Origin of the sequence: Bradyrhizobium sp. 153, assembly GCF_023073835.1 — a bacterium.
Classification (GTDB): Bacteria; Pseudomonadota; Alphaproteobacteria; order Rhizobiales; family Xanthobacteraceae; genus Bradyrhizobium.
Map to the genome: position 1 here is coordinate 1 of NZ_JADPKH010000072.1, position 24,605 is coordinate 24,605.

The window sequence follows — 24,605 nt, forward strand, 5'->3', positions numbered from 1 at the left end:
CGGCCTTTGAGCGCGACCGGGCTCAGATCCAGCAACGGGCGGTTTTGCGAGAACCGCCCGTTTGCACATTCTGGCAGATTTCCCAGACACAAGAGCGCGACATAAGCCGTTCCAACCATCCGCGCAGGGAAGGCCGGGATGTCTCCGGTTGCCCTGTTGTCCGCTATGCATGAAGCACACGCAATCTGCTCTTGGCATGGCGGCCCATGGGAGCCAACCGGCTCCCGGTCTTCCCTGCGCCCTCTTTCATGAGAGGGCAAGGCATCGAAGCAGAGCTCGGGCGAACAAGCCGCGAAGATGCGAAGGTGTGTCTGCAATTGAAAGCGAATTGAAAGCGCGATGCCATCACCCCACACTCCGTCATTGCGAGCGCAGCGAAGCAATCCAAAAATGTATCCGCGGATAGATTCTGGATTGCTTCGCTGCGCTCGCAATGACGATGTTGATACAGGCGCGCGACAAAACTCTCCGCTCGTGCCCTGGACGCAGCGCAGCGCTTCTTCAGCGGTGCGCTGCCGAGCCGGGGCCCATCCGCTAGTGCGGTGGCCTGCTGGGTCCCGGCTCTGCGCCACATCGCTTGCGCGCTGCGTCGCGTCCGGGACACGAGACCTTCAGTTAAACCGGCTTGCCCGTATACGGCATCGATGCCGTCAGGCCGCCGTCGACGGGGAATGCCTGACCATTCACGTACGAGGCCTCGTCGCTGGCCAAAAACAGTCCCATCGCCGCGAGCTCGTGCGGCTGGCCGGGGCGCTTGAGCGGGTTGAGCTGGCCGATCTTGTCTTGAGTGCCGCGCTCCTTGGCGCGGTCGAAGATCGGTTTGGTCATGCCGGTCTCGATCAGGCCGGGGCACACCGCGTTGATGCGCACGCCGGTGCCGGTGAGCGAATAGGCTGTGGTCTGCACCAGGCTGATCACGCCCGCCTTGCTCGCCGCATAGGGATGTCCGCTGGCGCCGGCCTTGAGGCCGGCGACGGACGCCGTCAGCACGATCGCGCCGGACTGTTGCTTGACCATGTGCGGCATCGCGTATTTCACCGCGAGGAACGGCCCGATGAGGTTGACGCGCAAAATCTCCTGCCAGTGCTCCACCGTCTGCTCGGCGAGCGGGATGAGCCCGCCCGAGATGCCGGCATTGGCCCAGATCACGTCGAGCCGGCCATGCGCCTTCACGGCCTTGTCGATCATTGCGATGACGTCCGTCTCGGAGCCGGCATCCGCGATCATGGCTTCCGCGATGCCACCGGCGTTCTTGATCTCCTCGACGGTCTCCTTCACCGCTTCGGTGCGATCGACGGCGATGAGCTTTGCGCCTTCCCTGGTGAAAAGCAGCGCAGCGGCGCGGCCGATGCCGCTGCCGGCGCCGGTGATGATGACGGATTTGCCTTGCAAGCGGCCCATGCGCTTCTCCCTTTGGCTCGCACGCGGCCCTTGCCGCGCGACGGAATTTCAAACAACATTTCAAACGGCAAAGTGTCTTGAGACACGTTCGCTACTGACGTACAGCGACATCACGCGGGATGGAAGGGTTTCGATGGCAGGCGCAGACAAGCCGAATGTGGTCACGACACGGTGGTGGTGGGTCCGGCACGCGCCGGTGCGCGATGACGGCGGCAACATCTACGGCCAGTCCGACATCGCCTGCGACATCAGCGACACCTATGTGTTCAACGCTGTTGCCAAGGTGCTGCCACGCAACGCAGTCTGGTATTCGAGCAATCTAATGCGCACACATCAGACGGCCGAGGCGATCTGGGCAACAGGCTTTCCACGGCCTGCGTCGATGAAATGGGAAGCGGATCTCGCCGAGCAGAATCTCGGCCGCTGGCAGGGCATGAACCGCGCCGAGTTCATCGCGAGCCGCCCCGTCGGCGCCAGCTGGTTCGCCGACATCAACGAGCCCGCGCCCGGCGGCGAAAGTTTCATGGACCTCTATAATCGCACGCGGCGCACCATCGAACGGATCAATGTGGAAGCGGCCGGGCAGGACATCATCGCGGTCGCGCATGGTGGCACCATCAAGGCGGCCGTAGGCCTTGCGCTCGGCGGCTTGCCGGAGCAGGGGCTCGCATTCGATATCGACAATTGCTCGGTGACGCGGCTCGATCATTTCGCAAGCCCCAAGCGCACGGTCTGGCGGTTGCCGATGGTGAACCAGCAGCCGTGGATCGCCGATGCTGCGCACGCAGCGATGCACCAGCCTGCGGGACCGGAAGTCAAGAAGCTTGCGTGAGCCGTTGTCCGGCCGCGCGGCTGCGGCGTAAGGTTCAAAGCCAAGTCAAATCATACTCTGGGAGAGAAACATGACCTTGTTCGACATGAAGGGGAAAGTTGCCGTCATCACCGGCTCGACCCGCGGCATCGGGCTCGCGATCGCCGAGCGTATGGCCGAGCACGGCGCTAAGGTGGTGATCTCCTCGCGCAAGGCCGACGTTTGCGAGCAGGTGGCCAATAGCATCAACGATAGATTCGGCAAGGGCACCGCGGTCGCGATCGCCGCCAACATCTCCTCGAAAGAGAATCTGCAAAACCTCGTCGACGAGAGCAACCGCGCTTTCGGCAAGATCGACGTGCTGGTCTGCAACGCGGCGTCGAACCCGTACTACGGTCCGCTCGCCGGCATCTCCGATGATCAGTTCAGAAAAATCCTCGACAACAACATCGTCGCCAACAATTGGCTGATCTCGATGGTGGTGCCGCAGATGATCGAGCGCAAGGACGGCTCGATCATCATCGTCTCGTCGATCGGCGGCCTCAAGGGCTCGACCATCCTCGGTGCCTACGCGATCTCGAAAGCCGCCGACATGCAGCTCGCGCGCAACCTCGCCTGCGAATACGGCAAGCACAATATCCGCGTGAACTGCATCGCGCCCGGCCTGATCAAGACCGACTTTGCGAAAGCGCTGTGGGACAATCCGGAGAATCTGAAAGCCTCGACCTCGCGCTCGCCTCTCTTGCGCATCGGCATGCCAGACGAGATCGCGGGCGCGGCGGTGTTCCTCGGCTCGAAGGCCGGCGACTTCATGACCGGGCAGACCATGGTGATCGACGGCGGCGCGACGATCAGTTGAGGCTTTGGCGTGATCCCGGGGCACGCGAAGCGTGAACCCGGGATCGCGAGATTCTCAGGTGCGCAATTGCGCACCATAGTTCGATGCTTTGCATCGCCCCGGAATGACCCTTCGGGTCACTCCACCGCCGCGTAAACCAGATCCCGCACCAGCGTACGCGTATAGTCGCGTTGGCCCGGGCCTTGGCTCATGAACACCGCGAACAGATCCTCCTTCGGATCGATCCAGAAGAACGTGCCCGCAATGCCGCTCCAGAAATACTGGCCGACGCTGCCGGGGAAGGGCGCGATGCCGGCCTCGCGGCGCACGGCAAAGCCGAGACCGAAGCCGTGGCCGGGCGACAGCAGCGTGCCATTTGTTGCAACATGCGGCCCGAGATGATCGGACGCCATCAGCTCCAGCGTCTTACGGCCGATGATCCTGTTGCCGTCGAGCGTGCCGCCGTTGCGCAGCATCAGGCAGAAGCGCGCATAATCCATCGTGGTCGAGACCAGCCCGCCACCGCCGGACTCCATCACCGGCTGCTCGAGCATGTTGAAGAGCGCGACCTTGTCGCCGGTCCAGGGATCGGCCGCGAACGGTTCGGCGAGGCGGCCGGAATTGGTCTCGGGCGTCGCAAAGCCGGTCTCGGCCATCTGCAAGGGCGCGAGGACGCGTTCGGCGAGGTACGCGCCGAGCGACTTGCCGCTGACGACTTCGACGATGCGGCCGAGGATGTCGGTGGAGCGGCTGTAGTTGAACTCGTCGCCGGGATGGCAGATCAACGGAAAGCTCGCCACCAGCGCGGCGTGCTCGGCATTGGTGATCTTGCGGCTGCGGACGCGGGACTCCTGGTAGAGCTTGTGCACCGGGCCGTCGCCCTGGTGCTCGTAGGTCAGGCCCGAGGTGTGACGGAGCAGGTCCTGCACCGTCATCGGCCGCCTCGGCGGAACCAGGTTGAGCCGGCCGCCGCTGACCACGCCGACCTTTTGCTCGGCGAACTCCGGAATGAACTTGGCGACCGCGTCGCTGAGAAGGAGATGGCCATCCTCGATCAGCGCCATGATAGCGACCGAGACAATCGGCTTGGTCATCGAGAAGATCCGGAAGATCGAATCGCGCGCCATCGGCGCCGCGCCCGTCGGGCTCTGCCGTCCCAGTGCCTCGAACCAGCCGATTTGGCCGCGGCGGGCCACCAGCACGGTGACGCCGAGAACGGTTCCCCTGTCGATCTCGCGCTTGAAGGCGTCCGACATGGCCTGGAGGCGGGGACGCGACAGCCCGAGCGTCTCGGGGCGGGCTTCCGGCAGAGGCGGGGTCTGCGGCGCGATCGTGGCGTGTTGGGCGGCTGTGGCGGTCATGGGCGCTCCCGGTTGCTCTTGATTATCTGGAATGGACTGTGGCCCCAAAACCCCGGCACAAACAAGCGAAGCCGGCGCGGTTCACCCTTGCAAACCGGCCGTCCCCTGTGCTTGAAAGCGGCCCTGATCCTAAGGCGACGCGGGGTCTGTAGGAGTGTAGCTCAATTGGTAGAGCACCGGTCTCCAAAACCGGGGGTCGCAGGTTCGAGCCCTGCCACTCCTGCCAGCAAAATCAATTAGGCGGCTCGATCCGCTCGCTTGCCGCGCAAGCCGTCCCCATATCTTGACCTTTGGCCCCATTCGCAGTATTTACCCCGCACTCGCAGCCGGCCCGTTAGACGCGGATTTCCGGCGCGGCTTTGAAATCCCCGAACAATCGAGCCCGGTTTCCGGCTCATCCTTCAGACGAGGGCTGGGCCAAAGGCGGCTGTTCGGATCCCTTTGAAATCAGTAGCCGTCTTGCGACGGACGTTGGACATCAAACGATGGCAGTCAGCCCGTTCAAGTTCTTGCAGGAAGTGCGCTCGGAGACCGCCAAGGTCACCTGGCCGACCCGTCGTGAGACCACGATCACCACCATCATGGTGTTCGTCATGGTTGCCGTGGCCTCGGTCTTCTTCTTCGCCGCCGACCAGATCATCCGTTACCTCATCACCTTCCTTCTGGGCATCCACTGATGGCAACAGCAACCGCTCAAGTGTCCGACAAGCGCTGGTACATCGTCCACGCCTATTCGAACTTCGAGAAGAAGGTCGCCGAATCGATCCGCGAGCAGGCCAAGCAGCGCGGGCTCGAGGAGCTGTTCGACCTGGTACTGGTGCCGACCGAGAAGGTCACGGAAGTGCGCCGCGGCCGCAAGATCGACGCCGAGCGCAAGTTCTTCCCCGGCTATGTGCTGGTGAAGATGAAGCTGACCGACGAGGCGTTCCATCTGATCAAGAACACGCCGAAGGTGACGGGATTCCTCGGCGCCGAGAACAAGCCGATGCCGATCTCGGAAGCCGAGGCCATGCGCATCCTGCATCAGGTGCAGGAGGGCGTGGAACGGCCGAAGGCGTCGGTCTCGTTCGAAATCGGCGAGAACGTGCGCGTGGCCGACGGCCCGTTCGCCTCGTTCTCGGGTGTGGTCGAGGAAATCGACGAGGCGCGCTCGCGCGTGAAGGTCGCGGTGTCGATCTTCGGCCGCGCCACGCCGGTCGAACTGGAATTCGGTCAGGTCGAGAAGGTCTGACCGGGTAGGCGTGAGACTTCGGTCTTGCGCAGCAAGAGGCCGTGGGAGGGAGAGGGCGGTTGCCAGCCGCATCCGACCCAGACCACGAACCTGAAACCGCCGGCGGACATGCCGGCACAACAGGAGTGATACATGGCAAAGAAAGTGACCGGATACCTGAAGCTTCAGGTCCCGGCCGGTGCGGCGAATCCTTCGCCCCCGATCGGTCCCGCGCTCGGTCAGCGCGGTCTCAACATCATGGAGTTCTGCAAGGCGTTCAACGCGCAGACCCAGAAGGAAGAGAAGAACACCCCAATCCCGGTGGTCATTACCATCTATGCGGACCGTTCCTTCACTTTCGAGATGAAGACGCCGCCGATGTCCTACTTCCTCAAGCAGGCCGCCAAGATTCAGTCCGGCTCGAAAGCACCGGGCCGTGACAAGGCGGGCAAGGTGACCAAGGCGCAGGTGCGCGAGATCGCCGAGAAGAAGATGAAGGACTTGAATTGCGACAGCATCGAATCGGCCATGAAGATGGTCGAGGGCTCCGCCCGTTCGATGGGTCTGGAAGTTGCGGGGTAAGCGGTCATGGCAATCGGAAAGCGTTTGAACAAAGCCCGCGAAGGCATTGATCGCGAAAAGCTTTACCCGCTCGCGGACGCGATCAAGATGGTCAAGGAACGCGCCAAGGCGAAGTTCGACGAGACCATCGAGGTCGCGATCAATCTCGGCGTCGATCCGCGTCACGCCGACCAGATGGTTCGCGGCGTCGTGACCCTGCCGAACGGCACCGGCCGTACGCTCCGCGTCGGCGTGTTCGCCCGTGGCGCCAAGGCCGACGAGGCAAAGGCGGCGGGTGCTGACGTCGTCGGCGCCGAGGACCTGGTCGAGAAGGTGCAGAACGGCTCGATCGATTTCGACCGCTGCATCGCCACCCCCGACATGATGCCGCTGGTCGGCCGCCTCGGTAAGGTGCTCGGCCCGCGCGGCCTGATGCCGAACCCGAAGATCGGCACGGTGACCATGGATGTCACCGGCGCGGTGAAGGGTGCCAAGGGTGGCTCGGTCGAGTTCCGTGTCGAGAAGGCCGGCATCCTGCAGGCCGGCGTCGGCAAGGCGTCGTTCTCCGAGGAGAAGCTGGTTGAGAACATCAAGGCCCTGGCAGACGCCGTCTCCAAGGCGAAGCCGGCCGGCTCCAAGGGCACCTACATCCAGCGCGTTGCGGTGTCCTCGACGATGGGCCCCGGCGTGAAGGTCGAGCCGGGCACCATCCTCGGCTAAGGCTTGCCTCGGCTGAGATTTGCAAATTGCATGAGGCGAGGGGCGGAATTGGGCAACCGATTCCGCCCCTCGTCGTTTGTGACCGCGTTCACGGGAAACAAGAACAATGGCTGACAAGGTCCTGATCTACTCCCGCTTTCCCAAGACGATGATGGTGCTTTTCGCCGAGCGCTTCGAACTGCTCGACACTGGCGGCAAGCCCGCGCGCGAGGTGTTTTCGGCCGACGAGCTCGGCGGCATCCGCGCGGTACTGACGGCAGGCGGCACCCCGCTGGGAGCGGAGGCGATGGACCTGTTTCCCAAGCTCGGTGCGATCGTCTGCTACGGCACCGGCTATGACGGCGTCGACTTGGAGGCGGCCGCCGCGCGCAACGTTGCGGTCGGCCACAGTCCGGGTGCCAACGCAGCTTCGGTCGCCGATATTGCGATGACCCTGATGCTGGCGACGACGCGGCGGATCCTGGCTGCCGACCAATATGTCCGCAGCGGCGATTGGGCGGCGTCAAAACCCTCGCCGATGATGCGGCCACAGACGGGCATGCCCGGCCGCCGCATCGGCGTCTACGGCATGGGTGAGATCGGCCGCAAGATCGCGGCGCGCTGCGCCGCTTTCGAGAGCGAAGTCGGCTATTTCAGCCGCACCAAATACGATTTGCCGTATCAATATTTCCCGTCGCTGGAAGGACTCGCCGACTGGTGCAGCGTGCTGATGATTGCGGTCCGGGCAGGGGCCGAGACCCAGCACGTCGTCAGCGCCGACATCCTGAGGCGCCTTGGCGCGGACGGGTATGTCATCAACATCTCCCGCGGCTCGGTCATCGACGAGAAGGCCCTGGTCGCGGCGCTGACCGACAAGACCATCGCCGGCGCCGGCCTCGACGTCTATGAGAGGGAACCGCACGCGCCCGACGCGCTAACCGCGCTGCCCAATGTGGTGCTCGCCCCCCATCTCGGCGGCCATACCCTCGAATCGCACGTCGCCATGCAGAATTGCGTGCTGGCCAACCTGACCGCGTTTTTCGATGGCAGGCCGCTGCCCTATGAGGTCAAAAAGGCCTGAATCGATCCTTCTCTGCCCTAATTGGTCAAACGCTTGCGGCAGCGGCTTGGAACTGGTGCGAATTTTGCTCTTGGCAAGCCGGCTCCGAGCGGTTAAAGAACCGCTTCCGGACGTGCCGGCCTCGGCTGGCGCGTTCGTGCTCGCATTCCGAAAACCCGACACGACAGGAGATCATTCCTTTCCAGGACGTCCGTAAGGATTTTCCGGACAAGGAAAGAGAGCCCGTCATTTGGTGGAATGCGGACAGAGGTCGGACGGTTCGCCGGCTGACCTTGTCCTGTCCAAGACTGCAGGCGTCCGCGGGGAATTTCGATTTCTCAACGGCTTAATCGCATGGCCTGCATAGACGGGTGAAGACCGGATTTCACTTCGCGCCCCAGCTTCAAAACTGGCTTCGCGAAACGGGGTCTGGTTCGGACCTCGACACGCCGTGGGCCTCATGGGCTCCCGGAGGGCAGGCTTTGAATTGTCGTCTTGCCCGGCGTGTCCGATGGGTTTGGCCCGGAGGTTCAGGTTTGGGCGGGACGATGGGTGCAACCCGGCGGTCCCGCTTCTCGCGATGACCGCCAACCGGAGAGAGCTTGCTGTGGAACGAGCGGCAAAAAAGGAAGCGGTCGAACAGCTCAACGAGGTCTTCAAGACCACGAGCGTCGCGATCGTTGCTCAATATTCCGGCCTCACCGTTGCCCAGATGCAGAAGCTGCGCACGCAGATGAAGCAGGCTGGCGCCTCGGTGAAGGTCTCGAAGAACCGTCTCGCCAAAATTGCTCTTGAAGGCACTGACGTCGTTGCCATCGGCCCCATGCTGAAGGGGCCGACCGTGATCGCGACTTCCAACGATCCGGTAGCGGCGCCAAAGGTCGCCATCGAATTCGCCAAGGCGAACGAAAAGTTCGTCATCGTCGGCGGCTCGATGGGCAAGACCGTCCTGAATGTCGACGGGGTGAAGGCGCTTGCCTCGCTGCCGTCGCTTGACGAACTGCGCGGCAAGATCGTCGGCCTCATCGTGGCCCCGGCGACCAAGCTCGCTCAGCTCGCCAACGCGCCCGCGGGCAAGCTCGCGCGCGTCATCCAGGCTCATGCCTCAAAGGGCGAAGCGGCCTGACACCCTTCGCAAAACTCAAACCCGAACCAGACTTACACGTAAGGAAACTGAACAATGGCTGACTTGCAGAAGATCGTTGACGACCTCTCGAGCCTCACCGTGCTCGAAGCTGCCGAACTCGCGAAGCTCCTCGAAGAGAAGTGGGGTGTTTCGGCTGCCGCGGCTGTCGCCGTGGCCGGCCCGGCCGCTGGCGGCGCCGCTGCCGCTCCGGCGGAAGAGAAGACCGAGTTCACGGTCGTTCTCGCCAGCGCTGGCGACAAGAAGATCGAGGTCATCAAGGAAGTCCGCGCCATCACCGGTCTCGGCCTGAAGGAAGCAAAGGACCTCGTCGAGGGTGCTCCCAAGCCGCTGAAGGAAGGCGTGAACAAGGAAGAAGCCGAGAAGATCAAGGCGCAGATCGAGAAGGCTGGCGCCAAGGTCGAGCTCAAGTAAGCGCAGCTTGCTGGTGAGGTCCCGGGCGAGCATCAGCCCGACCCGGGGTCTTGGTCCGCTCCTCATCGAAGGGGTGAGCCGGATGCAAAAGGCGTGCGACGGAACGTCCCGACGCAGGCCGAACACGAAAAAGTGTGGGGATTTGAGGGTTTACCCCTCGAATCTCCACTATTGTCGCCCCATATCGGGTCGGCAGCACGAAAGCGCGGTGGGCAGGGATGCCGGATTTCCCTGTAAGCCGTTGGGAGAGCAGGCTATTTCGGGCTTTTGCAGTCCGTGAAGACAATCGTTGTGACGGGCGGGCGCGCTTCTGCGCCCCGCGCGTCGTTTTGCGTTTTGAAGGTCTGAAGAACAGATTCAGGACATTCCCGCCTGAACTGAGCTTTTGGCCCCCAAGACGGGTTCGAAAAATTCAACCCGGGAGCGGCGGCAGCCGCGTTCCGGACGGCGCGCCCAAGCGGGCGACGAAATGAGAGGCCACGATGGCGCAGCAGACATTCACCGGTCGCAAACGCGTTCGCAAGTTCTTCGGACACATCAAGGAAGTCGCCGAGATGCCGAACCTCATCGAGGTTCAGAAGGCGTCGTATGACCAGTTCCTGATGGTCGACGAACCGCCGGGCGGCCGTCTTGACGAGGGTCTGCAGGCGGTGTTCCGCTCGGTGTTTCCGATCTCCGACTTCTCGGGCACCTCGATGCTGGAATTCGTCCGCTACGAGTTCGAGCAGCCGAAATACGACGTCGACGAGTGCCGCCAGCGCGGCATGACCTTCGCGGCTCCGCTCAAGGTAACGCTGCGCCTCATCGTATTCGATATCGACGAGGAGACCGGCGCGAAGTCGGTGAAGGACATCAAGGAGCAGGACGTCTACATGGGCGACATCCCGCTCATGACGATGAACGGCACCTTCATCGTCAACGGCACCGAGCGCGTCATCGTCTCGCAGATGCACCGTTCGCCCGGCGTGTTCTTCGACCACGACAAGGGCAAGACCCATTCCTCGGGCAAGCTGCTGTTCGCCGCCCGCGTGATCCCGTACCGCGGCTCCTGGCTCGACATCGAGTTCGACGCCAAGGACATCGTCTATGCGCGTATCGACCGTCGCCGCAAGATTCCGGTGACGTCGCTGATGTTCGCGCTCGGCCTCGACGGCGAGGCGATCCTGTCCACGTTCTACAAGAAGATCCTCTACAAGCGGACCAAGGAAGGCTGGCGCGTTCCGTTCGACGCCAATCGCTTCCGCGGCTACTCGACCGTCAACGATCTGATCGACGCGGATACCGGCAAGGTCGTGCTCGAGGCCGGCAAGAAGCTCACCGTCCGTGCCGCCCGCCAGTTCCAAGAGAAGGGGCTGAAGGCGCTGCGCATGGCCGATGAGGAACTGGTCGGCAACTACGTCGCCGAAGACCTCGTCAATCCGAAGACGGGCGAGATCCACGCTGAAGCCGGCGAGGAAATCACCGACAAGCTGATGAAGGCGCTCAACGAGCAGGGCTACAAGGAGCTGCCGCTGCTCGACATCGACCACGTCAATGTCGGCCCCTACATTCGCAACACGCTCTCGGCCGACAAGAACATGACGCGTGAGGACGCGCTGTTCGACATCTACCGTGTGATGCGTCCGGGCGAGCCGCCGACGCTGGAATCGGCGCAGGCCATGTTCCAGTCGCTGTTCTTCGACGCCGAGCGGTACGACCTCTCCGCGGTCGGCCGCGTCAAGATGAACATGCGCCTCGACCTCGATGCGCCCGATACTCAGCGTACCCTGCGCAAGGAAGACATCCTCTCCGTCATCAAGACGCTGGTGGATTTGCGCGACGGCAAGGGCGAGATCGACGACATCGACCATCTCGGCAACCGCCGCGTGCGTTCGGTCGGCGAGCTCATGGAGAACCAGTACCGCATCGGCCTCCTGCGCATGGAGCGCGCGATCAAGGAGCGCATGTCCTCGGTCGACATCGACACGGTGATGCCGCAGGACCTGATCAACGCCAAGCCGGCGGCCGCCGCCGTGCGCGAGTTCTTCGGCTCCTCGCAGCTCTCGCAGTTCATGGACCAGACCAACCCGCTCAGCGAGATCACCCACAAGCGACGCCTGTCGGCGCTCGGACCGGGCGGTCTGACCCGCGAGCGTGCCGGCTTCGAGGTGCGCGACGTGCATCCGACGCATTACGGCCGCATCTGCCCGATCGAGACGCCGGAAGGCCCGAACATCGGCCTGATCAACTCGCTCGCGACCTTCGCGCGCGTGAACAAGTACGGCTTCGTCGAGACGCCGTACCGCAAGGTCAAGGACGGCCGAGTCACCGACGAGGTCGTGTACCTCTCGGCGATGGAGGAGGGCCGCTACACGGTCGCGCAGGCCAACGTGCCGCTCGACCCGAAGGGCCGCTTCACCGAAGACCTCGTGGTCTGCCGTCACGCCGGCGAAGTCTTGCCGGTGACGCCTGACAAGGTCGACTACATGGACGTGTCGCCGAAGCAGCTCGTTTCGGTGGCCGCGGCGCTGATCCCGTTCCTCGAGAACGACGACGCCAACCGCGCGCTGATGGGCTCGAACATGCAGCGTCAGGCGGTGCCGCTGGTTCGCGCCGAGGCGCCGTTCGTCGGCACCGGCATGGAAGGCGTGGTTGCGCGTGACTCGGGTGCCGCGATCGCGGCGCGCCGTTCGGGCGTGATCGACCAGATCGACGCGACCCGCGTCGTCATCCGCGCCACCGAAGATCTCGATCCGACCAAGTCGGGCGTCGATATCTACCGGCTGATGAAGTATCAGCGCTCCAACCAGTCGACCTGCATCAACCAGCGTCCGCTGGTGAAGGTCGGCGACGTCGTCAAGAAGGGCGACATCATCGCCGACGGTCCCTCGACCGATCTCGGCGAGCTCGCTCTGGGGCGCAACGTGCTGGTCGCGTTCATGCCGTGGAACGGCTACAACTTCGAAGACTCGATCCTGCTCTCCGAACGGATCGTGAAGGAAGACGTCTTCACCTCGATCCACATCGAGGAGTTCGAGGTGATGGCCCGCGACACCAAGCTCGGGCCCGAGGAAATCACCCGCGACATTCCGAACGTCTCGGAAGAAGCGCTGAAGAACCTCGACGAAGCCGGTATCGTCTACATTGGTGCGGAAGTGCGCGCCGGCGACATCCTGGTGGGCAAGATCACGCCCAAGGGCGAAAGCCCGATGACGCCGGAAGAGAAGCTCCTGCGCGCCATCTTCGGCGAGAAGGCTTCCGACGTTCGCGACACCTCGCTGCGCGTTCCTCCGGGCGTGCAGGGCACCATCGTCGAAGTGCGCGTGTTCAACCGTCACGGCGTCGACAAGGACGAGCGTGCGCTGGCGATCGAGCGGGAAGAGATCGAGCGTCTGGCCAAGGACCGCGACGACGAGCAGGCGATCCTCGACCGCAACGTCTACAACCGTCTTGCCGAGCTGCTCGAAGGGCGGCAGGGCATCGCCGGTCCGAAGGGCTTCAAGAAGGACACCAAGATCACCCGTGCGGTGCTCGAGGAGTACCCGAAGTCGCAGTGGTGGCTGTTCGCTTCGCCGAACGACAAGCTGATGGCCGAGATCGAGGCCATGCGGAAGCAGTACGACGAGTCGAAGAAGGGGCTGGAACAGCGCTTCCTCGACAAGGTCGAGAAGCTTCAGCGCGGCGACGAATTGCCGCCCGGCGTGATGAAGATGGTCAAGGTCTTCGTCGCGGTGAAGCGCAAGATCCAGCCCGGCGACAAGATGGCCGGCCGCCACGGCAACAAGGGCGTGGTGTCCAAGATCGTGCCGATCGAGGACATGCCGTTCCTCGAAGACGGCACGCATGCCGACATCGTGCTCAATCCGCTGGGCGTGCCCTCGCGCATGAACGTCGGACAGATTCTCGAGACCCATCTCGGCTGGGCCTGTGCCGGCCTTGGCAAGCGGATCGGCCAGACGGTCGATGCTTACCTGTCGAAGCAGGACATCAAGCCGCTGAAGGAAACCTTGAAGAAGGTCTATGGCGAGGACGAGACGATCAAGTCGCTCAACGACAGCGAACTGATCGAGCTCGGCCACAATCTGAGCCGCGGCGTGCCGATTGCGACGCCGGTGTTCGACGGCGCCAAGGAAGCCGACATCGAGGAGATGCTGAAGCTCGCCGGTCTCGACGCTTCGGGGCAGTCGACCGTCTATGACGGCCGTACCGGCGATCCGTTCGATCGCAAGGTGACGGTCGGCTACATCTACATGCTCAAGCTGCACCATCTCGTCGACGACAAGATCCACGCGCGTTCGATCGGTCCGTACTCGCTCGTCACCCAGCAGCCACTGGGCGGCAAGGCGCAGTTCGGCGGCCAGCGCTTCGGCGAAATGGAGGTGTGGGCGCTCGAGGCTTACGGCGCGGCGTACACGCTCCAGGAGATGCTGACGGTGAAGTCGGACGACGTCGCCGGCCGCACCAAGGTGTACGAGGCGATCGTGCGCGGCGACGACACGTTCGAGGCCGGTATTCCGGAATCGTTCAACGTGCTGGTCAAGGAAATGCGCTCGCTCGGCCTCAACGTCGACCTGCACAACTCCAAGATGGGACCGGCGCCGACGTCGGAAGCGGCCGAGTAATTCGACCTGTCGTGCCCGGCCTTCGCGGCCGGGCATTGGCGCCCCGCCTGAGGCCTTGAGGGCAGGGCGCCCCGCTAAGTGATTTTCGAATTTGCGGCCGGAGGCGACCGGCACGCGAGGAGAAGACGATGAACCAAGAAATTATGAATCTCTTCAACCCGACGACGCCGGCTCAGGTCTTCGACCAGATCCGGATCTCGATCGCGTCTCCAGAGAAGATTCTGTCCTGGTCCTACGGCGAGATCAAGAAGCCGGAGACCATTAACTACCGTACCTTCAAGCCCGAGCGCGATGGCCTGTTCTGCGCCCGCATCTTCGGGCCGATCAAGGACTACGAGTGCTTGTGCGGCAAGTACAAGCGCATGAAGTACAAGGGCATCATCTGCGAGAAGTGCTCGGTCGAGGTCACGCTGTCGCGCGTCCGGCGCGAGCGCATGGGCCATATCGAGCTCGCAGCCCCCGTCGCCCACATCTGGTTCCTGAAGTCGCTGCCCTCGCGCATCGGCCTCCTGCTGGACATGACGCTGAAGGATCTCGAGCGGATCCTCTACTTCGAATATTACGTCGTGCTGGAGCCGGGCCTCACCGCGCTGAAGGACCGTCAGCTCTTGTCGGAAGACGAGTATCTGAAGGCGCAGGACGAGTACGGCCAGGATTCCTTCACCGCCATGATCGGCGCGGAAGCGATCCGCGAGCTGCTCAAGGGCATGGACCTCGAGAAGCTCGAGGCCTCGTTGCGCCTCGAGATGCAGGAGACCGACTCCGACATCAAGCACAAGAAGCTGGCCAAGCGCCTGAAGATCGTGGAAGCGTTCCGCCACTCCGGCAACAAGCCGGAATGGATGATCATGACCGTGGTCCCGGTGATCCCGCCGGACCTGCGTCCGCTGGTGCCGCTGGACGGCGGCCGCTTTGCGACCTCGGACCTCAACGACCTCTACCGCCGCGTCATCAACCGCAACAACCGCTTGAAGCGGCTGATGGAGCTGCGCGCGCCCGACATCATCATCCGCAACGAGAAGCGCATGCTTCAGGAAGCGGTCGATGCGCTGTTCGACAACGGCCGCCGCGGCCGCGTCATCACCGGTGCCAACAAGCGCCCGCTGAAGTCGCTCGCCGACATGCTCAAGGGCAAGCAGGGCCGCTTCCGTCAGAACCTGCTCGGTAAGCGCGTCGACTATTCGGGTCGTTCGGTGATCGTGGTCGGTCCCGAGCTGCGTCTGCATCAGTGCGGCCTGCCGAAGAAGATGGCGCTCGAGCTGTTCAAGCCGTTCATCTATTCGCGGCTTGACGCCAAGGGTCTGTCCACCACCGTGAAGCAGGCCAAGAAGCTGGTCGAGAAGGAGCGGCCCGAGGTCTGGGACATCCTGGACGAGGTGATCCGCGAGCATCCGGTGCTGCTCAACCGCGCACCGACGCTGCACCGCCTCGGCATCCAGGCGTTCGAGCCCGTGCTGATCGAGGGCAAGGCGATCCAGTTGCACCCGCTGGTCTGCTCCGCGTTCAACGCCGACTTCGACGGCGACCAGATGGCCGTGCACGTTCCGCTGTCGCTCGAAGCGCAGCTGGAAGCGCGCGTGCTGATGATGTCGACCAACAACATCCTGCATCCGGCGAACGGCCAGCCGATCATCGTGCCGTCGCAGGACATCGTGCTGGGTCTGTACTACGTCTCGATCATGCGCGAAGGCCTGCCCGGCGAGGGCAAGGTCTTCGGCGACATGGCCGAGCTCGAGCACGCGCTACACGCGAAGGTCATCCACCTCCACACCAAGATCAAGTACCGGTGGGAAGGCATGGACGAGACCGGCAAGGTCTCCAGGCGCTGGATCGAGACCACCGCCGGCCGCGTGATGCTGGGCAATCTGCTGCCGAAGAATCCGCGGATCTCGTACGAGATCATCAACAAGCTGATGACCAAGCGCGAGATCTCGGGCGTGATCGACCAGGTCTACCGTCATTGCGGCCAGAAGGAAACGGTGATCTTCTGCGACCGCATCATGGCGCTCGGCTTCTACAACGCGTTCAAGGCCGGCATCTCGTTCGGCAAGGACGACATGGTCGTGCCGCACGGCAAGTGGAAGATCGTCGATACCACCCGTACGCTGGCGAAGGATTTCGAGCAGCAGTACAACGACGGCCTGATCACTCATGGCGAGAAGTACAACAAGGTCGTCGACGCCTGGTCGAAGGCCACGGAAGAAATCGCCAAGGCGATGATGAAGGAGATCTCCGCCACCAAGAAGACGGCGAGCGGAGCCGACGCCGACATCAACTCGATCTACATGATGGCTCACTCCGGTGCCCGCGGTTCGCCGGCCCAGATGCGTCAGCTCGCCGGCATGCGCGGCCTGATGGCCAAGCCGTCGGGTGAGATCATCGAGACGCCGATCATCTCGAACTTCAAGGAAGGCCTCTCGGTGCTCGAGTACTTCAACTCGACCCACGGCGCCCGCAAGGGCCTCGCGGACACCGCGTTGAAGACCGCGAATTCCGGCTACCTGACCCGTCGTCTGGTCGACGTGGCGCAGGACTGCATCATCACGCAGAGCGATTGCGGCACCAAGCTCGGCATCAAGATGCGTGCCATCGTCGATGCCGGCACCGTGGTCGCCTCGCTTGGTTCGCGCATCCTCGGACGCACGGCCTGCGAAGACGTGCGTGACAGCTCGGGCAAGGTGATCATCAAGCGCGACACGCTGATGGAAGAGAGCCATCTGGATGCCATCCAGCAGGGTGGCGTGCAGGAGGTGAAGATCCGCTCGGCACTGACTTGCGAGCTCGTCAACGGCATCTGCGGCAAGTGCTACGGCCGCGACCTCGCCCGCGGCACGCCGGTCAATCACGGCGAAGCGGTCGGCGTCATCGCGGCGCAGTCCATCGGCGAGCCGGGCACCCAGCTCACCATGCGCACCTTCCACATTGGCGGTGCGGCGCAGCTCAACGAGCAGTCCTTCGTCGAAGCCAACTTCGACGGCAAGATCATGATCAGGAACAAGGCCATCGCCCGCAACAGCGAAGGTCACCTGATCGCGATGGTGCGCAACATGGTGGTGGCGATCGTCGATGCCGACGGTACCGAGCGTGCGACGCACCGTATCCAGTACGGCTCGCGCCTGCACGTCGACGAGGGCGACAACGTCAAGCGCGGCCAGCGCATCGTCGAGTGGGATCCCTATACCCGTCCGCTCCTCACCGAGGTCGAGGGCACCATCGGCTTCGAGGATCTGGTCGAAGGGCAGTCGATCTCGGAAACGCTGGACGAGGCCACCGGCATCGCCAAGCGCGTGGTCATCGACTGGCGTTCGACCCGCGGCGGTTCGGACCTGCGTCCGGCCATCGTGGTCAAGGGCAAGGACGGCAAGGTGCTCAAGCTCGCCCGTGGCGGCGATGCCCGCTACATGCTGTCGGTCGACGCCATTCTCTCGGTCGACATCGGAGCCAAGGTTCAGCCGGGCGACATCCTCGCCCGTATCTCGACCGAAAGCGCCAAGACGCGCGACATCACCGGCGGTCTGCCGCGGGTGGCGGAGCTGTTCGAGGCACGGCGTCCGAAGGATGCGGCGATCATCGCCGAGATCGCGGGCACCATCCGGTTCGGCCGCGACTACAAGAACAAGCGTCGCATCTCGATCGAGCCGATGGACAAGACCGAGGAGCCGCGCGAGTACCTGATCCCGAAGGGCAAGCACATCCACCTTCAGGACGGCGACGTCGTCGAAAAGGGCGACTTCATCGTGGAAGGCAACCCGGCGCCGCACGACATTCTGGCGATCAAGGGCATCGAGGAACTCGCGGCCTATCTGGTCAACGAGATCCAGGAGGTCTACCGGCTCCAGGGCGTGCTCATCAACGACAAGCACATCGAGGTGATTGTTCGCCAGATGCTCCAGAAGGTGGAAGTCACCGACCAGGGCGACACGGACATGATCTCGGGCGAGCAGGTCGACAAGATCGAGTTCGACGCGCTGAACGAGAAGGCCAGGGAAGAGGGCAAGAAGCCCGCCACGGGAACGCCGGTTCTGCTCGGCATCACCAAGGCCAGCCTCCAGACCCGCTCGTTCTTCTCGGCGGCCTCGTTCCAGGAGACCACCCGCGTCCTCACGGAAGCGGCGGTCAACGGCAAGATCGATCCGCTCGAAGGCCTCAAGGAGAACGTCATCGTCGGCCGGCTGATCCCGGCAGGCACCGGCGCCTCCATGGCCAAGATCCGCGAAGTCGCCATGAAGCGCGACAAGCTGATCCTGGACGAGCGCGAGAAGCAGGCGGCCGTCGTGTCGCCCGCCCCGGAAGCGGAGCCGATGGCGCTGCCGCCGGCGGAATGATGCTTCATCCGTAGGAATACCGAGGACAATGAAAAGGCCGGCTTTTGCCGGCCTTTTTGCTGCTTTCCATGTTTATTGCGATGCGGGATCAGCTCTTGTTCATCTTTCCTTCAGCCGCAAAAGCGCTTCTGCTAGGAGAGCTTAGGCCGGTGGTCCCGTGTCGGGGGCAGGGCCGGAGACCACGGAACTCACATGCTTGATCTTGCAATCGTAGGCGGCGGCCCCGGCGGGCTGATGAGCGCTTGGTATCTGAAGCGCAAGCTCGGCGACCTCTGCCGCGTCACCATCTTCGAGGCATCCGATCGGCTCGGCGGCAAGATCGTCACGCGCAAATTCGATTCTGCGCCCGCGATGTACGAGGCCGGCGTGGCCGAGATCTACGACTACTCGATGACCGGCCCCGATCCGCTGCGCGAACTGATCCAGCATTTCGGGCTTCAGACCATTCCGATGGATGCCGAGCAGGTCCAGTTCGGCGGCGAGCTCCTCAACGACGTCGCGGGCATGCGCCGCAAATATGGCGCCAAGACCGCGGCCGCGATCGAGGCATTCCGCAAGCGCTGTACCGAGGTGATGTCGCCGATCGAATATTACGAGGGCGTCGGCGCGCACGACAACGAGAACCCCTGGGCCTACAAGACCGCCGAGCAGGTCCTCGACGAGGAGGTCGAGGACGAGACGGCAAAGCGCTTCTTCAAGGTCATGGCGCGCTCGGACATTGCGACCGAGAGCCACAACACCAACGGCCTCAATGCGCTCAAGAACTATCTGATGGACGTCGACGGCTATATCGGCCTCTATTCCATCCAGAACGGCAACGAGCAACTGATCGAGTGCCTCCAGTCGGAAGTCAATGCCGACATCCAACTCAACCACCGGGTGCTCACCGTCGGCAAGGCGCCGACCGGTCGCTACCAGCTCAAGATGATGAACGGCAGGGGGCCCGAGACGCGCGATTTCGATCTCGTGCTGATGTGCCTGTCGCATTCCTGGCTCGCCACCGTCGGCTGGGAAGGCGAGCAGCTGCGCAAGTCGATGGTCAAGCACGTCTCATACTTCGACCGCCCCGCGCATTACCTGCGCGTCTCGATCCTGTTCGACGAGCCGTTCTGGGGCCAGAAGATTTCCGGCGCCTGGTTCATGTCGGAGGCCTTCGGCGGCTGCTGCGTCTACAATGAGGGCGCGCGCCACGACGTCGGCAAGCATGGCGTCTTGAACTGGCTCATTGCCGGCTCTGACGCGCTGGCCTTTGCCAATCTGTCGGACCAGGAGCTGATCGACGCGGCGCTGAAATCGCTGCCGGCATTCCTCGGCAACGCGCGTTCGCATTTTATGGAAGGCAAGATCCACCGCTGGCTGTCGTCGGTGAACGCGCTGCCGGGCGGTCTGCCGGTGCGCGACGTGATGACCAATCACCGGCCCGAGCCGAAGGAGCATCCCGGTATCGTCGTGGTCGGCGACTATCTGTTCGACTCGACGTTGAACGGTCTGCTCGACTCCTCGGATGCGGCGACCGACATCATCCTGACGGAGATGATGCGGCTGCGCCGCGAGCGCGCGCAGGAGGACAAGCCGCGCTCCGACAAGATCGACCGCAATTATTTCGAGAACTATCGCGGCCTCGGTCCCTATCACGAGGCGTGGCGCCACTTCACCGATCCCGATTATCTCACCAAGCTGGTCGGCATCGTCTGGGGCGAGCCGAGGGGCGCCAAGCTGCTGGTCGCGGGCTCCGCCAGCGGCGAACTGGTCGGTGCACTGCGCGATCGCGGCATCGATGCATGGGGAATCGAGAACAACCGCGCCATTCATGCCAAGACGCCGAAGGCACTGAAGAAGTTCAACAAGCTCGGCTCGATCACAGACATGCCGTTCAAGGACGGTGCGTTCGACTTCGTGTTCGAGACCAGCCTCTGCCACGTTTCCCCGAAACAGGTGGCCCGCGCGATCCGCGAGCTGAATCGTGTGGTCAAGACCGGCGTCGTGTTCGGCTCGATCACCTCGGACATGGCGCCGGCACTGATCGACCGCTACGACCTGCTGCGCGGGGTCAAGAAGCTCGGCACCTGGTGGGAATGGTCCGAACTGTTCTTCGGCAACGGCTTCGATCTGTCGATGCACCGCAAGGACTGCACCGATGCGCTCTGGGAGGCCACGCTCGCCGCCAACAAGGGGCCGGGCCAGTGGTATGCCGACGCTGACAGCTTGCGCTATTCCTTCTTCGACAAGGTCGAGGACGAGGACGACGACTAGCAAGCCGCGGCCCCCCCGAATTTGCCAATTGTTTGCCGAATTCATCTTGATCGCATAGAATCGGTGCAATAGCGGTTGCCGCTATTCCTGCTTTCTCTGCGGTCATGCCGGCCGTCAGCATCGGTTGGTTTCATGGCGTCCAAGCCCCTCTCGCCCGACAAACAGAAGCCCGCCGTGGAAGAGGCGGCCGAGCGCGACGACAGGCTCGCCTCCAGCGCCAAGCCGGACCTCGAGGACCATGAGGATGACGAAGGCAAGGGGAAGCATGAGCTGGAGCTCGATGAGGACGATGAGGACGAGGATCTCGTCGTCTTTACTGCGCGCGAGGCTGCCGGTGCGCTCGCCACCATTGTCGGGTTCGTCAGGCCCTATCTGACCAACTACAAGCGGATGCTGTCATTCGTGGCGTTCGGCGTCTTGGTCGAGACCCTGTTCAACGTCATCATGCCGCTCAGCCTGAAGTACCTCATCGACGACGCGCTCGGCGAGGAGGACTTCCAGGCCCTCTACAAGATCCTCGGCGTGCTCGCGGTCGCCGGCATCTTCACCTCGATCGTCGCGGTCTGGTACGAGCGCTGGGACGCGCGGCTCGCTGCCTGCATCATTTCCGACGTGCGCAAACGCCTGTTCGAGCACGTCCAGGATCTGCCGGCGGCCTATTTCGGCCGCACCCGGCGCGGCGAGATCCTGTCGCGCTTTTCCGTCGATCTCTCGGCCTTCGAAGGTTCGGTCAAGACCTTTGCCAATAGCGCAGCGCTGCCGTTCCTGGAGCTGATCGCCGGCATCATCCTGATGGTGTTCCTGAACTGGCAGCTCGCGGCGGTCGCGCTGCTGGTGTTCCCGATCACGCTGATCGGTCCGCGCATCCTCACTCCGAAGGCAGTGCAGGCCAATTACGAGCAGAAGCTCAACGAGAGTGCGCTGCTCGGCATGGTGCAGGAGAACGTGGCGGCCCAGGCCGTGATCAAGGCGTTCAGCCTGCAGCGCAAGATGTTCGGCTTCTTCACCTTCCGCAACGACGAGACGCGCAACAAGATCGCCTCCGCCGCGTTCCTGTCGACCATGGTGGAGCGGACGGTCACCATCTCGGTGCTGCTCCTGCACCTGGTCGTGCTCGCGATCGGCGCATATCTGGCGACCAAGGGCCAGATCACCATCGGCACCTTCGTCACCTTCGAGAGCGCGTTCTGGGAGGTCTCCTACAACATCGCCCATGTGATGCATTTCATTCCGGTGTCGATCTCCTCGGCCGCCGCGATCCGGCACATCCAGGAATTGCTGGACGAACCGACGCGCGGCGCCGATCGCCCTGGCGCGCCCGACCTGCCACGCATCACCCACGACATCACCTTCGACCGTGTGACGTTCCAATACGAAGGCAGCCAGACGCCGGTGCTGGACAATCTCAGCCTTAAGCTCAATGCCGGCAAGCGCATTGCCATCGTCGGTCCCTCCGGCTCCGGCAAGAGCACGCTGCTCAATCTGATCCTGCGGCTCTACGTGCCCGACGAAGGCCGCCTCACCATCGACGGCGTCGACGTCCGCAAGGTGACGCTGGATTCGCTGCGCCGGAGCATGGCGGTAGTGTTTCAGGAGAACATGCTGTTCAACATGTCGATCCGCGAGAACATCCGGCTCGGCAAGGAGGGTGCGACCGATGAAGAGGTGGAGGAGGCGGCCAAAAAGGCCGAGATCCACCGCTACATCATGGGCCTGCCGCAGCGATACGACACCCCGGTGGGCGAGCGCGGCGATACGCTTTCGGGCGGCCAGCGCCAGCGCATCGCGATCGCGCGCGCGATCATCCGCAATCCGTCGGTGCTGCTGCTGGACGAAGCCACCTCGGCGCTCGACCAGACCACGGAAGCCGCGATCAACCGCACGCTGCTGAAGGTCGCCAAGGGCCGCACCATGATCTGGTCGACCCACCGCCTGACCTCGGTGGTCGAGATGGACGAGATCATCGTGATATCAGGGGGCAAGGCGATTGAGCGCGGCTCCCATGCCGAGCTGCTCGCCAGCAACGGCACCTATCGCAAGCTGTGGAACGATCAGGTCCACCAGCCCCATGGCGCGGTGGCTCACGCCGACGGCGACAGCGACGATGTTGACGAGGATGAAGACCTCGATGATGATGAGGACGACGAGGAGGAGTGACCGGGGTCGTTCGGCTGCAAAGCAATCGCCGTGCGCGATCCATGTCTCCTCGCCCAGAACGCGGACCCCGGCACCGAGTCGCTGATTCCCTGATGCGTGGCGTTCGGCCGACGCGAAGCCGCAGATTTTCGGCCCTTGGATTGGGCGCGCCGGCCCATCGGGGATCGACCAACGCTAGCCGAAAATCCAGGCGAGACTGGGCATCGTGGCGCGCCACGGAAGACTGGAAAGCCTGCCACGAGCCAGCGGATTGGGGTGTGGGCTGGAAAACACGCTCACTTTGGTAATAAAGCTACATTTAGTCCGGGTATAATTGTCTTCGGACCTAGCAAATGGAGCGCTTCATTCCCATGTGAGGCAGGGGCAGTGAGGTGGCCAAGAGGCTGTTTCTGCAGGCGCCTGAAGCGCTTTGTGACTGTCGTTTCACCTTGACTTGATCGATTCTCACTTATAGAAAGCGCCTCACTTAACGACAGGCGGTGAGCATCGCCAGCGTCGGAACGGGCCACCCGTTTGATCCCTCAGGGGATCGCTAAGGCGGGCACCAACCTCGACGAATGCCGCTCAAACGCTGTCGATCATAGCTAGGCAATGCCAGTGCGATTTTAGTTCTCTTGAGCACGTTCTCATGAGATCGAACTCGGATGCATGACCTCAGTGCGCGGGCCACGGCATTGTGCTGACCGGTCCAATACTGCGGTCCTCTGTGGCGTCGAAGCGCTTTCCGCTCGGTGATGGAGCGGTTGGCGCAATTTCGCTTTGTGCGGATTGATCTGCGCAAGGCGGCTCCGTCGGGCCGGTAGCTCGAAAGAATTTGCGGTCCCGGCAACGGGCCGCGGCAAGACAGCGGACCCGAAAGGGGCCGCGGCAGAACAAAGGGTAAGGCCAGGATGCCGACGATCAACCAGCTGATCGCTCAACCGCGGGAAGTGCAGAAGTCGCGCAAGAAGGTGCCGGCGCTGCAGCAGTCGCCGCAAAAGCGTGGTGTTTGCACCCGCGTCTACACCACGACCCCGAAGAAGCCGAACTCGGCGCTTCGTAAGGTCGCCAAGGTGCGCCTGACCAACGGCTTCGAGGTGATCGGCTACATCCCCGGCGAAGGTCATAACCTCCAGGAGCACTCGGTGGTCATGATCCGCGGCGGCCGCGTCAAGGACTTGCCCGGCGTGCGCTACCACATCCTCCGCGGCGTTCTGGATACCCAGGGCGTCAAGAACCGTAAGCAGCGTCGTTCGAAGTACGGCGCCAAGCGTCCGAAGTAAGCGGGAACCTCGTCCATGTCTCGTCGCCATTCTGCTGAAAAGCGTGAAGTCCTTCCCGATCCGAAGTTCGGGAACATCATCGTCACGAAGTTCATGAACTCGGTGATGTATGCCGGCAAGAAGTCGGTCGCCGAGGGCATCGTCTACGGTGCGTTCGGTATCATCGAAACCAAGACCAAGCAGAACCCGCTCGGCGTGTTCGAGCAGGCGCTCGAGAACGTCATGCCGACGATCGAAGTGCGTTCCCGCCGCGTCGGCGGCGCGACCTACCAGGTTCCGGTCGAGGTTCGCTCGACCCGCCGGCAGGCTCTCGGCATTCGCTGGCTGATCGCGGCCGCGCGCGAGCGCAACGAGAAGACGATGACCGAGCGGCTCTCGGCGGAGCTTTTGGACGCATCGAACAACCGGGGGAACGCCGTCAAGAAGCGCGAAGACGTGCACCGCATGGCGGAAGCCAACCGCGCCTTCTCGCACTATCGCTGGTAACGGCGAAACCAACGGACTCGCA

At 63.2% G+C, this 24,605-nt stretch carries 17 protein-coding genes and 1 tRNA gene; 16 read left to right on the plus strand and 2 right to left on the minus strand.

Annotation, left to right across the window (positions count from 1 at the left end; translation table 11 throughout):
* Window positions 1–615: 615 nt before the first annotated feature.
* Window positions 616–1,401: an SDR family oxidoreductase gene (locus tag IVA91_RS15835; protein WP_247279350.1), complete on the minus strand. Its 786-nt coding sequence runs from the start codon at window positions 1,399–1,401 to the stop codon at window positions 616–618.
* Between the two features lie 133 nt (window positions 1,402–1,534).
* Between IVA91_RS15835 and IVA91_RS15840 the strand changes: the two genes are divergently transcribed.
* Window positions 1,535–2,233, plus strand: coding sequence for a histidine phosphatase family protein (locus IVA91_RS15840; RefSeq protein WP_247279351.1), 699 nt, complete (start codon window positions 1,535–1,537; stop codon window positions 2,231–2,233).
* 70 nt (window positions 2,234–2,303) lie between these two features.
* A complete protein-coding gene (locus IVA91_RS15845; RefSeq protein ID WP_247279352.1) occupies window positions 2,304–3,071 on the plus strand; it encodes an SDR family oxidoreductase in 768 nt (255 codons plus the stop codon).
* Window positions 3,072–3,187: 116 nt separating this feature from the next.
* Here the strand turns inward: IVA91_RS15845 and IVA91_RS15850 are convergent, their stop codons facing one another.
* A complete protein-coding gene (locus IVA91_RS15850) occupies window positions 3,188–4,411 on the minus strand; it encodes a serine hydrolase domain-containing protein (protein WP_247279353.1) in 1,224 nt (407 codons plus the stop codon).
* A gap of 150 nt (window positions 4,412–4,561) precedes the next feature.
* Between IVA91_RS15850 and IVA91_RS15855 the strand changes: the two genes are divergently transcribed.
* The 14 genes from IVA91_RS15855 to rpsG all read left to right on the plus strand — a co-directional run bounded on the left by IVA91_RS15855 (window position 4,562) and on the right by rpsG (window position 24,583).
* Window positions 4,562–4,637 (plus strand) — tRNA-Trp (locus IVA91_RS15855).
* A 259-nt stretch (window positions 4,638–4,896) separates the two neighbouring features.
* The gene (secE, locus tag IVA91_RS15860) at window positions 4,897–5,088 is read left to right on the plus strand and encodes a preprotein translocase subunit SecE (RefSeq protein ID WP_027564420.1); all 192 of its coding nucleotides are present in this window, start codon (window positions 4,897–4,899) and stop codon (window positions 5,086–5,088) included.
* The gene (gene nusG, locus IVA91_RS15865) at window positions 5,088–5,642 is read left to right on the plus strand and encodes a transcription termination/antitermination protein NusG (RefSeq protein ID WP_247279354.1); all 555 of its coding nucleotides are present in this window, start codon (window positions 5,088–5,090) and stop codon (window positions 5,640–5,642) included. The genes secE and nusG overlap by 1 nt, the downstream gene beginning before the upstream one ends.
* 132 nt (window positions 5,643–5,774) lie before the next feature.
* Window positions 5,775–6,203 (plus strand): 50S ribosomal protein L11, encoded by a 429-nt coding sequence (gene rplK / locus IVA91_RS15870; protein WP_012045056.1) that lies wholly within the window; start codon window positions 5,775–5,777, stop codon window positions 6,201–6,203.
* A 6-nt stretch (window positions 6,204–6,209) separates the two neighbouring features.
* Complete coding sequence (gene rplA, locus IVA91_RS15875; RefSeq protein WP_018647230.1) at window positions 6,210–6,902, plus strand: 50S ribosomal protein L1; 693 nt, start codon at window positions 6,210–6,212, stop codon at window positions 6,900–6,902.
* 106 nt (window positions 6,903–7,008) lie between these two features.
* The gene (locus IVA91_RS15880; RefSeq protein WP_247279355.1) at window positions 7,009–7,962 is read left to right on the plus strand and encodes a 2-hydroxyacid dehydrogenase; all 954 of its coding nucleotides are present in this window, start codon (window positions 7,009–7,011) and stop codon (window positions 7,960–7,962) included.
* 586 nt (window positions 7,963–8,548) lie between these two features.
* Window positions 8,549–9,067: a 50S ribosomal protein L10 gene (rplJ, locus tag IVA91_RS15885; RefSeq protein ID WP_247279356.1), complete on the plus strand. Its 519-nt coding sequence runs from the start codon at window positions 8,549–8,551 to the stop codon at window positions 9,065–9,067.
* A gap of 54 nt (window positions 9,068–9,121) precedes the next feature.
* Window positions 9,122–9,499: a 50S ribosomal protein L7/L12 gene (gene rplL, locus IVA91_RS15890; protein ID WP_124157674.1), complete on the plus strand. Its 378-nt coding sequence runs from the start codon at window positions 9,122–9,124 to the stop codon at window positions 9,497–9,499.
* A 482-nt stretch (window positions 9,500–9,981) separates the two neighbouring features.
* The gene (rpoB, locus tag IVA91_RS15895) at window positions 9,982–14,100 is read left to right on the plus strand and encodes a DNA-directed RNA polymerase subunit beta (protein WP_247279357.1); all 4,119 of its coding nucleotides are present in this window, start codon (window positions 9,982–9,984) and stop codon (window positions 14,098–14,100) included.
* A 128-nt stretch (window positions 14,101–14,228) separates the two neighbouring features.
* The gene (gene rpoC, locus IVA91_RS15900; protein WP_247416824.1) at window positions 14,229–18,425 is read left to right on the plus strand and encodes a DNA-directed RNA polymerase subunit beta'; all 4,197 of its coding nucleotides are present in this window, start codon (window positions 14,229–14,231) and stop codon (window positions 18,423–18,425) included.
* Window positions 18,426–18,617: 192 nt separating this feature from the next.
* Window positions 18,618–20,678, plus strand: coding sequence for an FAD-dependent oxidoreductase (locus IVA91_RS15905; protein WP_247458962.1), 2,061 nt, complete (start codon window positions 18,618–18,620; stop codon window positions 20,676–20,678).
* Between the two features lie 132 nt (window positions 20,679–20,810).
* A complete protein-coding gene (locus tag IVA91_RS15910; RefSeq protein ID WP_247279360.1) occupies window positions 20,811–22,835 on the plus strand; it encodes an ABC transporter ATP-binding protein in 2,025 nt (674 codons plus the stop codon).
* Window positions 22,836–23,725: 890 nt separating this feature from the next.
* The gene (gene rpsL / locus IVA91_RS15915; protein ID WP_007603006.1) at window positions 23,726–24,097 is read left to right on the plus strand and encodes a 30S ribosomal protein S12; all 372 of its coding nucleotides are present in this window, start codon (window positions 23,726–23,728) and stop codon (window positions 24,095–24,097) included.
* A gap of 15 nt (window positions 24,098–24,112) precedes the next feature.
* The gene (gene rpsG, locus IVA91_RS15920) at window positions 24,113–24,583 is read left to right on the plus strand and encodes a 30S ribosomal protein S7 (RefSeq protein ID WP_035709569.1); all 471 of its coding nucleotides are present in this window, start codon (window positions 24,113–24,115) and stop codon (window positions 24,581–24,583) included.
* Window positions 24,584–24,605 lie beyond the last annotated feature (22 nt).

Excerpts from the sequence above, each read along its gene's own strand:
- rpoC (WP_247416824.1), top strand. The coding sequence starts at position 14,229 with ATGAACCAAGAAATTATGAATCTCTTCAACCCGACGACGCCGGCTCAG.
- rpsL (WP_007603006.1), top strand. The coding sequence starts at position 23,726 with ATGCCGACGATCAACCAGCTGATCGCTCAACCGCGGGAAGTGCAGAAG.
- rpsG (WP_035709569.1), top strand. The coding sequence starts at position 24,113 with ATGTCTCGTCGCCATTCTGCTGAAAAGCGTGAAGTCCTTCCCGATCCG.
- IVA91_RS15910 (WP_247279360.1), top strand. The coding sequence starts at position 20,811 with ATGGCGTCCAAGCCCCTCTCGCCCGACAAACAGAAGCCCGCCGTGGAA.
- rpoB (WP_247279357.1), top strand. The coding sequence starts at position 9,982 with ATGGCGCAGCAGACATTCACCGGTCGCAAACGCGTTCGCAAGTTCTTC.
- rplL (WP_124157674.1), top strand. The coding sequence starts at position 9,122 with ATGGCTGACTTGCAGAAGATCGTTGACGACCTCTCGAGCCTCACCGTG.
- IVA91_RS15845 (WP_247279352.1), top strand. The coding sequence starts at position 2,304 with ATGACCTTGTTCGACATGAAGGGGAAAGTTGCCGTCATCACCGGCTCG.
- secE (WP_027564420.1), top strand. The coding sequence starts at position 4,897 with ATGGCAGTCAGCCCGTTCAAGTTCTTGCAGGAAGTGCGCTCGGAGACC.
- IVA91_RS15835 (WP_247279350.1), bottom strand. The coding sequence starts at position 1,401 with ATGGGCCGCTTGCAAGGCAAATCCGTCATCATCACCGGCGCCGGCAGC.
- IVA91_RS15850 (WP_247279353.1), bottom strand. The coding sequence starts at position 4,411 with ATGACCGCCACAGCCGCCCAACACGCCACGATCGCGCCGCAGACCCCG.
- nusG (WP_247279354.1), top strand. The coding sequence starts at position 5,088 with ATGGCAACAGCAACCGCTCAAGTGTCCGACAAGCGCTGGTACATCGTC.
- rplA (WP_018647230.1), top strand. The coding sequence starts at position 6,210 with ATGGCAATCGGAAAGCGTTTGAACAAAGCCCGCGAAGGCATTGATCGC.
- IVA91_RS15840 (WP_247279351.1), top strand. The coding sequence starts at position 1,535 with ATGGCAGGCGCAGACAAGCCGAATGTGGTCACGACACGGTGGTGGTGG.
- IVA91_RS15905 (WP_247458962.1), top strand. The coding sequence starts at position 18,618 with ATGCTTGATCTTGCAATCGTAGGCGGCGGCCCCGGCGGGCTGATGAGC.
- rplK (WP_012045056.1), top strand. The coding sequence starts at position 5,775 with ATGGCAAAGAAAGTGACCGGATACCTGAAGCTTCAGGTCCCGGCCGGT.
- IVA91_RS15880 (WP_247279355.1), top strand. The coding sequence starts at position 7,009 with ATGGCTGACAAGGTCCTGATCTACTCCCGCTTTCCCAAGACGATGATG.